Annotated in this window: 14 protein-coding genes; 3 read left to right on the top strand and 11 right to left on the bottom strand. The window is 60.9% G+C overall.

The genetic code is table 11. From position 1 onward, the window contains the following. Both cysD and ABJN75_RS05045 read right to left on the bottom strand, forming a co-directional pair. On the bottom strand, positions 1–788 hold a 788-nt coding region (gene cysD / locus ABJN75_RS05050; protein ID WP_348437474.1), incomplete at its 3' end, for a sulfate adenylyltransferase subunit CysD. Then, positions 785–1,615, bottom strand: a complete 831-nt coding sequence (locus ABJN75_RS05045; protein ID WP_348437472.1) for a phosphoadenylyl-sulfate reductase — start codon at positions 1,613–1,615, stop codon at positions 785–787. The genes cysD and ABJN75_RS05045, both read right to left, overlap by 4 nt. Before the next feature lie 225 nt (positions 1,616–1,840). On the opposite strand from ABJN75_RS05045, the gene cysQ reads away from it, so the two are divergent. Next, entirely contained in the window at positions 1,841–2,674 is an 834-nt protein-coding gene (gene cysQ, locus ABJN75_RS05040) for a 3'(2'),5'-bisphosphate nucleotidase CysQ (protein ID WP_348437470.1), read from the top strand. 80 nt (positions 2,675–2,754) lie between these two features. On the opposite strand, the gene ABJN75_RS05035 is transcribed toward cysQ, so the two are convergent. The 3 genes from ABJN75_RS05035 to betA form a co-directional block, all read right to left on the bottom strand. Further along, positions 2,755–3,528, bottom strand: a complete 774-nt coding sequence (locus tag ABJN75_RS05035) for a hypothetical protein (RefSeq protein ID WP_348437468.1) — start codon at positions 3,526–3,528, stop codon at positions 2,755–2,757. 143 nt (positions 3,529–3,671) lie between these two features. Continuing rightward, a complete protein-coding gene (locus tag ABJN75_RS05030; protein WP_348437466.1) occupies positions 3,672–5,036 on the bottom strand; it encodes a hypothetical protein in 1,365 nt (454 codons plus the stop codon). 731 nt (positions 5,037–5,767) lie between these two features. Next, positions 5,768–7,444, bottom strand: coding sequence for a choline dehydrogenase (betA, locus tag ABJN75_RS05025; RefSeq protein ID WP_348437464.1), 1,677 nt, complete (start codon positions 7,442–7,444; stop codon positions 5,768–5,770). A gap of 83 nt (positions 7,445–7,527) precedes the next feature. Between betA and ABJN75_RS05020 the strand changes: the two genes are divergently transcribed. Further along, on the top strand, positions 7,528–7,773 hold the full coding sequence (locus tag ABJN75_RS05020; RefSeq protein ID WP_348437462.1) for a cytotoxic translational repressor of toxin-antitoxin stability system: 246 nt from the start codon (positions 7,528–7,530) through the stop codon (positions 7,771–7,773). 3 nt (positions 7,774–7,776) lie between these two features. Further along, a complete protein-coding gene (locus tag ABJN75_RS05015) occupies positions 7,777–8,127 on the top strand; it encodes a helix-turn-helix domain-containing protein (protein WP_348437460.1) in 351 nt (116 codons plus the stop codon). A gap of 20 nt (positions 8,128–8,147) precedes the next feature. On the opposite strand, the gene betB is transcribed toward ABJN75_RS05015, so the two are convergent. The 6 genes from betB to ABJN75_RS04985 form a co-directional block, all read right to left on the bottom strand. Continuing rightward, positions 8,148–9,614, bottom strand: coding sequence for a betaine-aldehyde dehydrogenase (betB, locus tag ABJN75_RS05010; RefSeq protein WP_348437459.1), 1,467 nt, complete (start codon positions 9,612–9,614; stop codon positions 8,148–8,150). Positions 9,615–9,623: 9 nt separating this feature from the next. Then, positions 9,624–10,418 (bottom strand): hypothetical protein, encoded by a 795-nt coding sequence (locus ABJN75_RS05005; RefSeq protein ID WP_348437457.1) that lies wholly within the window; start codon positions 10,416–10,418, stop codon positions 9,624–9,626. Further along, positions 10,415–11,959, bottom strand: coding sequence for a choline-sulfatase (gene betC / locus ABJN75_RS05000; RefSeq protein ID WP_348437456.1), 1,545 nt, complete (start codon positions 11,957–11,959; stop codon positions 10,415–10,417). The genes ABJN75_RS05005 and betC overlap by 4 nt, the downstream gene beginning before the upstream one ends. Then, the gene (gene betI, locus ABJN75_RS04995) at positions 11,956–12,549 is read right to left on the bottom strand and encodes a transcriptional regulator BetI (protein WP_348437455.1); all 594 of its coding nucleotides are present in this window, start codon (positions 12,547–12,549) and stop codon (positions 11,956–11,958) included. Before betI ends, betC begins: the two co-directional genes overlap by 4 nt. Positions 12,550–12,894: 345 nt before the next feature. Then, positions 12,895–13,590, bottom strand: coding sequence for a L,D-transpeptidase (locus tag ABJN75_RS04990; RefSeq protein ID WP_348437453.1), 696 nt, complete (start codon positions 13,588–13,590; stop codon positions 12,895–12,897). Positions 13,591–13,654: 64 nt separating this feature from the next. Continuing rightward, a complete protein-coding gene (locus tag ABJN75_RS04985; RefSeq protein WP_348437451.1) occupies positions 13,655–13,996 on the bottom strand; it encodes a hypothetical protein in 342 nt (113 codons plus the stop codon). Between the last annotated feature and the right edge of the window lie 543 nt (positions 13,997–14,539).

Here is a 14,539-nt window from a genome sequence, read left to right as displayed (position 1 = left end):
GTCAGCGGGAAACAGCCCAGCGTGCGGAACCGGACCATCTCGTCGCGCACCTGTTCTCCGGGCAGCAGTTCCAGCCGCTTGTCCTCGGCCAGGATCATCATGCCGTCGCGTTCCACGATCCGGCGGCGCTTGGCGAAATAGAGCGGCACCAGCTCGATCTGCTCGGCCTGGATGTAGCGCCAGATGTCGACCTCGGTCCAGTTTGACAGCGGAAATGCGCGCACGCTTTCGCCGCTTCGGATCATGCCGTTGTAGATCGACCAGAGTTCGGGGCGCTGTTTGCGCGGATCCCAGGCGTGGTCGGGCGTGCGGAACGAGTAGATCCGTTCCTTGGCGCGGGAGGCTTCCTCGTCGCGCCGCGCCCCGCCAAAGGCTGCATCATAGCGTCCCATATCGAGCGCCTGCTTCAGCGCCTGCGTCTTCATGATGTCGGTGTAGCGCGACGAGCCATGGCTGAACGGGCTGACCTGATCGCGCAGTCCATCGGGATTTGTGTGCGCGATCAGCTCCAGCCCGTGCCGGGCAACAACCGCGTCGCGAAATGCGATCATTTCCGGAAATTTCCAGCCGGTGTCGATATGCACCAGCGGAAACGGCAGTTTGCCCGGATGAAACGCCTTCAGCGCCAGATGCAGCAGCACCGACGAATCCTTGCCGACCGAATAAAGCATCACCGGCCGATCGAATTCCGCCGCCACCTCGCGGAAGATGTGGATCGCCTCGTTTTCCAGCGCTTTGAGGTGCGGGTCGAGCGGCGGCCTGCCGCGCCCGTGTTCAATCACGTTCATGAAAACTTCCTTTGAATGCTCTGCGAGGCCGGAGTGGTGACTTTGGGCTGGCCCTGTGCGCGCGAGCCCGAAACCGAGGCTGACAGATGCAATCCGCATTCCCGCCTCTCGTCCTGCTCCCACCACCAGCGCCCGGCGCGTTCGGGTTCGCCAGGTTTGATGGCGCGCGTGCACGGCTCGCACCCGATCGAGGGATAGCCCTTCGCATGCAGCGGGTTGACCGGCACCTCGTCGGCCCCGGCGCGGGCCCTGAGTGTTTGCAGCGACTGATCGGCCAGCGGATTGATCTTGAGAAGTCCGCGGTCCGCGTCCCATTCGGCCAGCGGCGCATTGGCGCGATTGCCCGACTGGCCCCGGCGCAAGCCGGTGACCCAGATGTCGGCGTCTGCCAGCGCCCGGCCGAGCGGCCTGAGCTTGCGGGCATGGCAGCAGGCATGCCGCGCCTCGACGCTGTCGTAAAATCCGTTCATGCCATAAAGCGCTGCAAACCCGTCGACATCTTCCTTCCACGGCTTGAACACCTCGATGCTCAACCCGTAGCGCGCTTCGGTCTCGGCGATCAGCGCCTCGGTCTCACCAAACAGCCGTCCGGTATCGAGCGTGACAATGCGCAAACCCGCTCCCGTTGCCGCAATCAGCGACGTCAGCACCTGGTCTTCTAGGCCGAGCGATGTGGTAAACACCGCGCGGCCCAGTGTCGCGATGCGCAGGATGCGGCCCGGCAACGGCAGTTGCGCCAACTCCGCCGACAGCCGGGCTGCCAGGTCCGGCCCGGATTCCTGGTGTGGCGTAACGCCGATGCTGGAAAGAGGTTGATGCAGGGTCATGGTTTCGGCTCCGATTGACGCAGCCATCTTCGCCGCCCATCGTCGGCAAAACGAGGCATCTCAGTCCTATTGTGCGGCTGGATGGGGTTGGTTGTTTCGCCCCACGCCGGTGTTGTTGCAAAATCTGTTCGTTTCCAAAGCTGTTGCTTCCAATTGTGCATTGACCGGGCTGACCAATCATGCGACCCCGAAACCGGACAGAAACAGCGATAGCGGTTGGACAAGATGAGCACGCGAGGCATTGCGAATATCGACGGCGATCAGGATTCGGAAATGATCAGGACGCTTGAAACGGCCGCGATAGCCGCGGGAAAGGCCATTCTCGCGGTTCGCGCCGAGGGCGCCGAGGTGGTGGTCAAGTCCGACAGTTCACCGGTCACACAGGCCGACAGGCGCGCCGAAGAACTGATACTCGATGTTCTGGCCAGCAAGTTTCCGGGGATCCCGGTGGTTGCCGAGGAGCTGGCCGAAGCCGGAAAATGCCCGAGCTGCGCGCAAGGCGAGTTCTTTCTGGTCGATGCGCTTGACGGCACCAAGGATTTCATCGCCGGGCGCGCCGACTTCACCGTCAACATCGCGTTTGTGCGTGATCAGTATCCTGCCGCCGGCGTTGTCTACGCGCCTGCGCACGGCCGGCTGTGGTGCGGCTACAACGGGACCGCATATGTCGCCGAGGTGTCGGCGGATGGCGAGATCACCGGGCGCAGGCAAATCAGCACCCGGCCGTTCCCGAAAGTGCCGGTGGCGCTTGTCAGCGTCTCCCACCGCGACCTGGCCACCGAAGACTGGCTCAAACGGTTTTCCGAATACGAAACAGAAAATGTCGGCTCCTCGCTCAAATTCTGCCTGCTTGCGGAAGGTCGCGCCGATGTCTATCCGCGGCTTGTTTGCCTCAAACAGTGGGACATCGGTGCTGGCGACGCGGTGTTGCGCGCGGCCGGCGGCGCGACGCTGTCGCTGGAGGGCGTGCCTTTGAGCTACGGTGTCGAGGGCTCCGATTTCGGCTGTTCCAAATTTGTCGGCTGGGGCCAGGCCCCGAACGCAGCGGCCGCCGGCTGAACCACAAATCCGGTTTACCCCGGTTCAGCGGTGATCTCCCCGTGAGCCGGCAGAATGCGTCCTGTCAGACACCGGGCGTCCTATTGAACATTGTCATAGATCCCCTGGTAGACGATCTTCCACAAGGTGGTCAGCAGCGAGTTCTGGCCAAAATGCTGGACATTGACATCGACCGGGTGGCCGATGGCGTCTGTCCAGTCGAGGATTTCCAGTCCCGCGGGCGGAGCCGCCAGCACCGCCGCATCGGTGACGTAGTGCGCGCCCACCTGCAACGCCCAGGTCGCTGACGCATTCTGGATGAAAGCGTTGATCATCAGCTTGAGCACGATCAACGCAGGGTCGCCGCCCGCATTGCCGTCGACCAGGCGCGACAGCACCATGATGTTGTAGAAGACGTTTGCCGGCACCGTGTAGTCGAGGTTGACCGCCAGATTGTAGCGCCCGGCCGTGGGTGCGCCCAGCGGCAGGTTCAACATCCACAGCATCACCGTGCAATAGCCGCAATGGGGCAGGTTGGTGACATAATTTGCGCCGCCGATCGCGTGTCCGTTGTTGGCCACGACATGACCGGCGTTGTCGACCTGCCAGATCGGCGGTGGCGGAGGCGCTGCCGTGCTGGCGCCGAGCGCGATCATTTCCGAGTGCTGCTGCATCGTGGTCGCATAGTGGTCGGGCGCCGCCGGTGGCCAGTTCACGGTTGTGACCGCCTGCTGCGCTCCGCCCGCAGTGTAGGGCACGAAAGCCTGCTGAGCCTGGATCGCGGCTTGGATGGCAGCTATCGAATTGCGCGCAATGGTAACCAGCGGCGCAAGATCCTGTGCGCCCAGTCGGGCTTTCCAGCGTAGGCGTGGCATGATGATCCCTTTCCGTGATTTGTCGCTGTAGCGTGGCTCGCGATATGCGCCCCGGGGCGCGCGGAGCAAGCGGCGGGAAGCGTCCGCTCGCTTTCGTCCCGTCCCGGGTCGCACATCAATCCCTCAATAGACCTGCGGCTGGACTATTGCGGATTGATCAGGTTGATGTTGGCTCCCATGATCAAGGCCGTCTCGGCGGTGGATTCACCGGAGAATGTCTTGGTCGCGGAATCCGCTTTCCAGCCGGAGGAGGAGCTTCCGCCGCCGCCGCTGAAGTTGAACGGGCCGATGCGCAAGCCTGCCGAGACTTCCCATTTTTCCGAGAAGGACTTGAAGGTCGAGTTGCTGACGGTGATCGTGAAGGACGGCTTGTAGCACACCAGCATGCCGACCTTCTGGACCGACATCACGCCATCGGGCCCCCACACCGCTTTGGAGCCGCTGTCGCCATAGGGTGTGTAGCCGCGAATGAACGGGCCGTCCTGGACGCCGGTGACAAAAGCGCCATTGTACCAGCGCGACGCGGCAATCGAGATCTGGTCCCACGCCTTGAAACTGACATCGACCTTGAGCGACGAGTCCGAGGCAAACTCGTCGATCCGTTCCCACGAGCCGCCGACATTGACGCTCCAGAAGAACTTCTTGATCGACGCGCTGCCGCCGGCCCAGGTTTTCTTGTAGTCATATTCGGATTGCGAGTTCGAAAAGCCGATCGATCCGGTGCTGCCTCCGGTCCCGGCCTGGACCTTGTTGAGCCAGGTCGTCGCGTCCATGGCCAGGGAGTAGCCCGGAACTGCCGGAAAGGAAGCAAGCGAAGGATCCTGCAACTTGGTGTAATAGTCCTTGTTGCCGTTGCGGTCCTGCGCGTCCTTCAGCCCGGGCGTGGTGGTTTCCGAGAGCAGCTGGTTGTAGACGTCCTGCTGGGACTGGACATTGATCCAGGCTGAATCGAGCTGAGCTTTCCAGGACCGTCCGCCCATGGTGCCCAGCCATTCGGTATAGGGCGGCGTGTTGGTGCCGCCGGTTTCGGTCTCGTAGGCATCGCTGGATTGCGTGTAGATCGTGTCATAATTGTTGGCTGCGAGCTGGAGCATGTTGCGCGCTTGCTCGATGTCAGCCTTCAGTTTCGGGTCGGTTGTCGCCGCGCTCACCACATTGAGCATCTGGCCATAGGTGTCATTGAAGGCGGTGCCGGCGGAGGTGTACTGGCCGGTGGCGCTGAATTGCGGCACCGACGAGCAGAAATCCCATTGTGCGGCGCTGGTAAAGCCGACAGGAACGATCGGCCAGTCCCATGTGGTGAACGGGTAGATAAGCTGAAAATTGTTCGGCGAGATGTTCAACCCGTCGATCATGGCGCCATAAAGATGGTTCCACGACTTGTCGTTGACATCGGCAAGCGCCGAAGTCGTCAAAGGGTGTTCGCTTGACAGGGCAACTGGATGCCGGGTTTCGTAGTATTCCTTTGCCTCTGGGTATCTCGGATCGCTGGTCAAAATTTTGCGCATGATGGTTCCTCACCTGTTGAAGTTGAACGTTCACGTCAGAAAATTCCCGGTCATTGACAGCGCTCATGAGCAGCTACCCATCGATCAGCATGAATTGCCGTTGATCTCACCCGCTGGCACCGAAACACATGCCGGTCCTTGCCCATGTTCGCCTGTCGAGCGAGCATGGGTACGAAAACAAAGCGGAAGCTATGAATAGCCTGGAGAAGCAGTTACGAAGTTGGGCAGCAAATATTAATGGCACACCTCATGTATAGAAGGAGTGATAAATGGCGAGGTATGGCCGCGCCAAGCCGAAAAATGTCACATGTCGATGTCAAATCATGATCAGAGTGATTTACTATTTCTGATTACTTGATTTCTGACCTGATTATTAAAACACATAGCAACAAATTGAGTCAAATATTATTAGGAAATTCAAGCGTGTAGGCCGGCGTTCCATCGAAAATTCGAGTAAAAATCGGCTTTGTACCTGCGTCTAAGTGTGTTGAAAACGTTCAAGAAAATTCACCTTAAAGGTGATATGAAAAAAAATACAACCAATAGGGGTTTTGGCGGGCAGGCCGCGCCCGATCATGCAGGCGGGTGGTTTGCCGAACATCTCTGTCAGGGGCGCAAAGCCGAGGCTCCGCTGCGTCAGGCCTGTCACCTCAGATCGGGAAGCCAGGCGTCAGGAACCCTGCCAACGCGCAGCTTCCCCATCCGGGTTGAAGCCCGCGCATGAAACCGGCTCAAGCGAGCCGGTCGGTGGTTTCCCAGTCCGGGTTCATCCACGGCTCGAGATTGCTCGGCGCCAGCGGCGCGCGGCCGAGAATGTGATCGGCGGCCTTTTCGCCGGTCATGATCGACGGACCGTTGAGGTTGCCATTGGTCACGCGCGGGAAGATCGACGAGTCGGCAACGCGCAGGCCCTCCACCCCGATGACCCGGGTTTCCGGATCGACCACGGCGCCGGGATCGTCGGCGCGGCCCATCCGGCAGGTGCCGCAGGGATGATAGGCACTTTCGGCGTGCTCACGGATGAAGCAGTCGATCTCCTCATCGCTTTGAACATCGGGCCCCGGCTGGATCTCCATGCCGCGATAGGGATCAAACGCCTTCTGCCCGAATATCTCGCGGGTGATCCTCACCCCGCGGCGGAAATCGCGCCAGTCCTCCTCGTGGCTCATGTAGTTGAACCGGATAACCGGTGCGTCCCTGGCATCGCCCGAGCGCAAGCTCACCGTTCCACGCGAGGGCGAGCGCATCGGTCCGACATGGGCCTGGAAGCCGTGCATCGGGGCTGCCGCCTTGCCGTCATAGCGAATGGCGCCGGGCAGGAAATGGAACTGGATATCGGGGTAGGGCACGCCCGCCGCCGAACGCACGAAGGCCGCCGCCTCGAACTGGTTGGAGGTTCCCAGCCCCCGCCTCAGGAACAGCCACTGAGCGCCAATGATCGCTTTCGAAAACAGGTTGAGCTTCGAGTACAGCGTGATCGGCTGGATGCATTCCTGCTGGATGTAGAGTTCGAGATGGTCCTGCAGGTTGGCCCCGACGCCGGGCCGGTCGGCCACCACATCAATGCCGTGCTCGGCCAGATGCGCGCCCGGTCCGATGCCCGACAGCATCAACAGCTTGGGCGAATTGAATGCCGAGGCCGCGATCAACACCTCGCGCCGCGCCTGAACAACCTGGATCTTGCCGCGAACCTCGATCTCGACGCCGGTGGCGCGGTGATTTTCGATGACAACACGTCGCGCCAGTCCCCTGACAAGACTCACGTTTTTGCGTTTCAGCGCCGGCTTCAGATAGGCCTCGGCGGCCGACCAGCGCTGGCCCTTGTGGATGGTCTGCTCCATCAGGCCAAAACCTTCCTGACGCGAACCGTTGTAATCCTCGGTCACCCCATAACCGGCCTGGCGGCCGGCCTCGATGAAGGCATCAAACAGCGGATTGACCGCCGGCCCGCGCTGCACGTGCAGCGGTCCATCGGTGCCCCGCCAGCCCTCTTCGCCACCGATGCCGCCATTCTGGTGCGATGTTTCCATGCGTTTGAAATAGGGCAGCACATCGGCAAACGACCAGCCGGAGGCACCTTGCTCGGCCCAGTGGTTGAAGTCCTCGGCATGACCGCGCACGAACACCATGCCGTTGATCGAGGACGAGCCGCCGATCACTTTGCCACGTGGCGCAGCCAGCCGCCGGTTGCCCAGGCCGGGCTCCGGCTCGGTGGTGTAGCCCCAGTCATAGATCCCCATGTTCATCGGATAGGACAATGCTGCCGGCATCTGGATGAACGGCCCGAAATCCGAGCCGCCATGCTCGATGACGATCACCGAATGCTTGCCGTCCTCGCTCAGCCGGGCGGCCATGGCTGAACCGGCCGAACCGGCGCCGATGATGACGAAATCTGCTTGCAGGGTCATGATGTGATGCTCATCTCTGAATGGCGATGTCGCCGTGCAATGTCGTGATTGACCAAATTATCGCTTAGAGCTATATTCGGGCGATGAAACGGGTCGTCTATTCGAAGGCCGCTGAGAAAAGTTTGGCGCGAATGCAACCGCAGCGCCGAGCGGCGATTTTCGCCAGGGTGGATGCATTCGCGTGCGGCGAAAACGTGGACATCAGGAAGTTGACCGGGTCCGACCTGTTCCGCATCCGGGTCGGTCGGGACCGGGTCATCATCGACGACCAGGGCGTGATCGTTATGGTTTTGGATGCAGGCCCACGCGGAGGTATCTATAAGGAGTAGCCAATGGGTGAAGTTCGGAAAGTGACCATTGAAGGCAAAGCCTACGTTCTCGTGAGCGAGGAAGACTATGAAGATCTGGTCGACAGCCTCAATGCCAGTGCGATCATGGCGCGGATCAAGGACGGCGAGGAGACCTGGCCTGCCGAACTTGTTCGCGAACTCATGGAAACCGACAGCCGCATCCGCACGTTTCGCAAGTATCGCGGCATGACCGGGACGGATCTTGCCAAAGCCGCGGGGATTTCCCAGCCGCATCTGTCGGAGATCGAAACCAGACGAAAGGCCGGCTCTGTCGATGTGCTCAAGCGCATCGCGACCGCCCTTCGTGTCGATCTCGATGATCTGGTGGTTTGACCGCTCCATCAGCTGCAAACTCAGTATGGGCTGTCGACAGGCCCGGTGGCCACGTAGACGCTCTTGAGGTGGGTGTAATGCTCGATCGCGGCATGGCCGTTTTCGCGCCCGATGCCCGATTGCTTGACACCGCCGAACGGGGCTTCCACCGGGGTAAGATTGTAGGTGTTGATCCAGGTGGTGCCGGCCTGAAGCTTTGAAACAACCCGGTGCGCGCGGGTCAGATCCGAGGTGAACACGCCTGCCGCCAAGCCGAACTGGGTATCGTTGGCGCGGGCCACGGCCTCGTCCTCGTCGTCAAAGGCGAGCACGCTCATCACCGGCCCGAAGATTTCTTCCCGCGCAATCGTCATGTCGTCGGTCACGTCGGCGAAGACGGTGGGCTGAATCCAGGCGCCGTTCTCGAAGCCCTGTAGCTCCGGCACGGTGCCGCCGGTCACCAGTCGCGCACCTTCGCGTTTTCCCGCATCGATATAGCCCAGCACCTTGTCGCGCTGCGCCATTGAGACCATCGGTCCCAGATGCGTGTCGGGATCAAGCGGGTCGCCGATCCGGATCGCCTCGGAGCGGCTCTTCAGCCGGTCAAGGAAGCGGTCGTATACGCCGCGCTGGACAAACACCCGCGTGCCATTCGAGCAGATCTGGCCGGTCGAATAGAAATTCCCCAGCATCGCGCCGCCGATGGCGCTTTCCAGATCAGCGTCGTCAAACACCAGGATCGGCGACTTGCCGCCAAGTTCCATGGTCACCGACTTGATGGTCTGGGCGGCTCCCGCCAGCACCTTTGCGCCGGTCGGCACCGAGCCGGTCAGCGACACCTTGGCAACATCGGGATGGGTGGCGAGCGCTGCGCCGACATCGCCATAGCCCTGCACCACGTTGAACAGGCCCGCGGGCAGGCCTGCATCGGTGAACGCCTCGGCAAGCAGCAGCGCTGTCAACGGCGTCATTTCGGACGGCTTGAAAATAAAGGCGTTGCCGCACGCCAGCGCCGGCGCCGACTTCCACGCGGCGATCTGGATCGGATAGTTCCAGGCGCCGATGCCCGCGCACACGCCCAGCGCCTCGCGCCTTGTGTAGGCAAAATCGCCGCCGCCCAGATCGATGTGCTCGCCGGTGATCGCACCTGCCAGCCCGCCGAAATATTCAAGCGCGTCCGCAGCCGAAGCCGCGTCGGCGACCAGCGTTTCCTGGATCGCCTTGCCGGTGTCGAGCGTCTCGATGCGCGAAAGCTCATCATTGCGTTCACGCAGCAACTGCGCCGTGCGCAACAGGATGCGTCCGCGTTCAACCCCCTTGAGCGCCGCCCATGCCGGCTGTGCCGCCTTGGCCGCCGCGACAGCCTGCTCGACGATCGCCGGCGTTGCCGAGTGGAGCGTCGCATTTACCTCGCCGGTGGCGGGATTGATGCTTTCGATCGCCGCACCGGCATCGTCCTCGACATAGGCGCTGGCGATATGGTGGGAGGCGGGGGGCTGTGCATTCATGATAAAACCTCAAAGGGTTTGAATGTCCGGGAGGGCGAGGAAGTTTTCCAGAATTCTTGGCTTGCGTGTCCAGGCGTTTTCAAATTCCGCGAGATAGCCATGGGCATGCTGCTTGCTGCCCAACTGCACATAGTCGGCTTTTGAGGGCGCAGGCCATTTTCCGCTTGTCGCCGCCTTCTTGAGGCAGGCAAGCAGATGCGCATTGCTTTCCTTGATATCGGTGAGAAGGGCAGCGAGATTTTTCTTGGGCTTCGCCTTCGACATCTCGATCAGCAACTTGGTTGCCGGAAATTCTATGGAGAAATCATCGGGGTAAATGCCGAACAGGATCCGGCAATCGTCATAGTTGCCGGTTTCCGCGCTAATCCGAAGCAGCAGATAGCGAATTCCCTGATTGTCATTCTGATTGAGAGCTATCAGAAACTTGAATACCGAAATTGCGCCATCCAGGTCTTGTGCTTCAAGCAGTGCCAGACCCAGATTATGCTGTGCCCGCATCCACGGGCGGGTGCCGATAAATCCCCACCACTCCATCTCCTCATCGTCCAGCAAGGGCGCGAACAACTGTTCGCCAATCACGGTAGCCTCGCGAAAGAGCGCAATTTTCTCGGCCAGGGTCGGGGCATGAATACCAAGGATGTTGTAGGCATCGATTGCGTTGAGATCGACCGAGAGCGCCTTGCGCGCCAGTTTGACCCTTTGCGCCGGCGTCCCGGCCTCCCACGCCTCAATGATGATATTCTCGGCCGGACCTTCAATCGATGGTCCGAAACCATCTTCTACGAGTTTTCCCTTTCGCATCATTCGCCCCTCGGAAACCGTTGTGATTGTTCGAGAATGTTGAGGTCCATGTGGTTGCGCATGTAGCGCTCCGAGGCCTTCTGCAGCGGCTGGAAATCCCATGGATAGTAGTTGCCGTTTCTGAGCGCTTCATACACAACCCAGCGCCGCGCCTGGCTTTCGCGCACCTCGGCATCATAGCGCACCATGTCCCATCTGGACCGGACCTGCGCCATAAAAGCTGCTACCCGGTCCGCATATGCGGGATCGCCTGCCAGATTGGTCAGCTCGTCCGGGTCAGCGTCGAGATCGAACAGCAGCGGCGGATCAAGCTCGCAGTGGATGAACTTGTACTTGCCGTCGCGGATCGCCACCAGCGGCGCTTCCGAGCCTTCGGCAGCATACTCCATCAGCACCGGTGCAATGCGGGTTTCGCCCTTCATCAGCGGCGCCAGGCTTTCGCCATCGGTCCAGGGGGCAACTTCTTCCAGCGAAACCCCGGCCAGCGCCGCCAGCGTCGGCGTGATGTCGAGATTGGAGGTGGGCTCCGAGACAAGACAGCCCCCGGCGCCGGGAACCGCGATCATCAGCGGCACCCGCGCCGAGCCGTCAAAGAAGCTCATCTTGAACCACATGCCGCGCTCGCCCAGTATGTCGCCATGGTCGGAGCAGAACACCACGATGGTATTCTCCGCCATCCGTGTGGCTTCGAGCGTTGCCAGGAGATCGCCGATCTTGGCGTCAAGGTAGGAGATGTTGGCGAAATAGGCCTGCCGCGAGCGCCGCATATTCTCCTCTGTGATGTCGAAGCGCTCGGAATCATTTGCGTTGTAGAGCCGCTGCGAATGCCGATCCATCTCGGCATAGGGGATCGGCGGCACCCTCGGGGTCAGTTCCGGGCAATTCTCGTAGAGATCCCAGAATTTTTTCCGCGCCACATAAGGATCATGCGGATGGGTGAACGACACGGTGAGCGCCCAGGGCCGGGACGCGGGATCGTCGCTCAAGCGCGACAACTGGTGCAGTTTCTGGGTGGCGAAGAACGCCACCTCGTCGTCATATTCCATCTGGTTGGAAATCTCGGCGGTGCCTGCGCCGGTGACCGAGCCGAGATTGTGATACCACCAGTCGATCCGCTCGCCGGGCTTGCGGTAGTCCGGCGTCCAGCCGAAATCGGCCGGATAGATGTCGGTGGTCAGCCGTTCCTCGAACCCGTGCATCTGGTCGGGACCGACAAAATGCATCTTGCCCGACAGGCAGGTGTGATAACCGGCGCGCCTGAGGTGATGCGCATAGGTCGGAATGTCGGAGGCGAATTCGGCGGCATTGTCATAGACCCGCGTCCTGCGCGGCAATTGCCCCGACATGAACGACGCCCGGCCCGGCGCGCACAGGGGCGAGGCGGTGTAATTGGTGGCAAACCGCACCGAGCGGGCGGCGAGCTGCTTCAGGTTGGGCGCATGCAGAAACTCCGCCGGCCCATCGGGAAACAGCGTTCCGTTGAGCTGATCGACCATCAGGATGAGGATGTTGGGCCGCGCGCCGGCGCGCTCTGTCCTGCTCATACTGTCCTCCTCCGGATTTCTGAAAGCTGCGTCTCGACGTGGTCCTCCACCAGCGCCGCCGCATCGTGCCAGGCAGGCCCTGTGCCCAGCGCCTTGCGGATATACAGCCCGTCAATCATCGCCGCCGCTCCCTCGGCGATACGTTCCGCATCGCTTTCGCCGGCCAGCGGGCTCAATCCGCTCATCAGGTTGGAATGCAGCCGCCGGGCGTAGATCGACAGCAGCTGTCTGATTTCAGGCGCGCGCTGGGCGTCGACATAAAACGCCAACCAGGCGGCGACGACCTCGCGGGAGAACTGCTTGTCGGAAAAACTCACCGCGATGACAGCCGACACCCGGGCCCGGTGGCTCCTGGCGGCCTTCAGAGCCAGTTCCGCATCGGTCCTGAGATCACGCAACAGTGCGCGCACGGATTCGGTGATCAGATGATCCTTGGAGCCGAAATAATGATGTGCCAGCGCCGGTGAAACCCCGGCACGTCCGGCAATATCCGACATGGTCACATCCATCGAGCCGCGCGCGCCGATTGCCTCGATTGCGGCATCGGTCAGTGCCTTGCGGCGGATCGGTTCCATGCCGATTTTGGGCATTGTTGCTGTCTCCGGTGTGTAACTCCGCCATCCGGCCGCGGACGGGTCAAACCAACCTAAATTTTATTGACTGATCAATCAATAAAAAAATCCCTGCGGCGGGGCAGGGACTCGGGCCGTCATTTAGGGAATTGCCGGTCATCCTGGATGTGATGGCGAACTCAGCCGCCAAAGCCTGGTCTGCCTCGACGCCGGTTCAAGCCAACCGCTCAAGCTTGCTGGGAGACTTCGCGGGGTGAACCCTACGGTTGAAAATGCCGCGCGTCCGGGTGAACGCGCGGCAGTTGGGTCTATGGATTTTCTCGTCCCGGACAAACCAGCCCGAAGTGCTGGGGACTGCCGGTCTCAACTCAGGGCAGCCGGCATTCTCGATCCCTTGACGATCACCTTGACGCCGCTGCGGGCCCGCTCGTACAGATCGATAATATCCTGGTTGAGCAGTCGGATACATCCCGACGACACAGCTTTCCCGATCGAGTTGGCTTCCGGGTTGCCATGAATGCGGTAGAGCGTATCCTCGCCATTCTGGAACAGGTACAGCGCCCGTGCGCCCAGCGGGTTGAGCGGGCCCGGGTCCATGCCGCCATTGGCGACCGAATAGGGAGTCAGTTCCGGGTTGCGCGCCACCATTTCGTCGGGCGCTTTCCAGCGCGGCCATTTGCGCTTGTACTGAACCACGGCGTCGCCGGACCAGGAAAATCCCTGCCTGCCCACGCCAATGCCGTAGCGCATGGCAGTGTCGCGGTTTTCGACCAGATGCAGGTAGAACGCATTCGGGTCAACGATAATGGTGCCGGCGGATTCCTCCGGAAAAGGATTGGGCACGCGTTGCCGCCAATAACGTTCGGGCACCACGCCGCGCGGCACCGCTTCGATCGGGTAGGGTTCGTCCAGGACGGGGCCATAGGCGGCCGGCATTATGCCGGGCTTGGGCGTGAGGGCTGGTTCGGGGATGGCTTGTTGGTCGCGGCTGCCGATCGAAGTGCAGCCCGAGAGCACAACCAGCGGGGCTGCGCCCAGAAAAAGGCGTCGGGTAATCATGGGGGTCGGTCCTTTGATGCTGAAAAGAACGGAACAGCCATCACGGCAGCTCCTTGTCGTCACATCAGATGGATCGCGGTGGCCTGAATATCCGGCTCGAGCGCAAAGTATCCGCCCCGCCGCCATGCTCGGTGTCGAGCCTCCTGGCCGTGTCGACAAGCACCAGGCTGGCAATCAGGGGAGTGTAACCGGTATCGACGCTGCAACTGGACCAGGCGATGGCGCCGCGCTGGCAACGTCGCGACGGAGCCGCACCGGATTTCGTATTTGCCATCGAACTGGCCTGGACAATGTCCACCGGCTGCGGAAAAACCGCCGCCTGCGACGACAGTCCGCGCGAAAACGGTCCCGTCAACCCGAGGGTGATGGTCAGCAGACACAGGAAAAGAATACGGCGGATCGGCATGACCGGGTATTTACAGCTAACTGTGACCAAAACCAGTCCCAATCTGCTCGTGCCCATCAAATCTTGGTGAGACTCTGGTGCGCGCGCGCCACCTGACGCGATGACGCAGCGGGCAATCCCGGATAATCGGCTCATTGCTGACAGGATTTGGCAGGATGGTGATGTAGATCGGATCAGATAACAAAAACCCCGCACAAGGCGGGGCTTCTGGACATAGACAATATCTAGGCTGCTCGGGGCTTGTCATCACCCATTGAACAGCCTGCCTAGTAGTCTAGGTCTTAAAGCCCGATGACCGGGGTACGATTACAATATAGTTCATTTGGATGGCTCCAACAAGTGGCCCATGCTCAAACCATGTATCACGCCGCATTTTACAGCTTCCAAATCCTCTCCGCTGGCTTGCGGACAATCCCATTTACGGCGACCGATTTTGAACCCCTCCAATCGCGATCTAGATATGTTCATCAACATATCGCATTTTGCCCAACAGGGGAGATCGTCTTGCTCCAATGGGTGGTAGTTTTTTGATAGCCTGACCAC

Source organism: Hoeflea sp., from assembly GCF_039975035.1.
In the GTDB taxonomy this organism is placed as follows: Bacteria; Pseudomonadota; Alphaproteobacteria; order Rhizobiales; family Rhizobiaceae; genus Hoeflea.
Note: the sequence above shows the minus strand (reverse complement) of the source record. Positions and strands in the feature narration are given on the sequence as shown.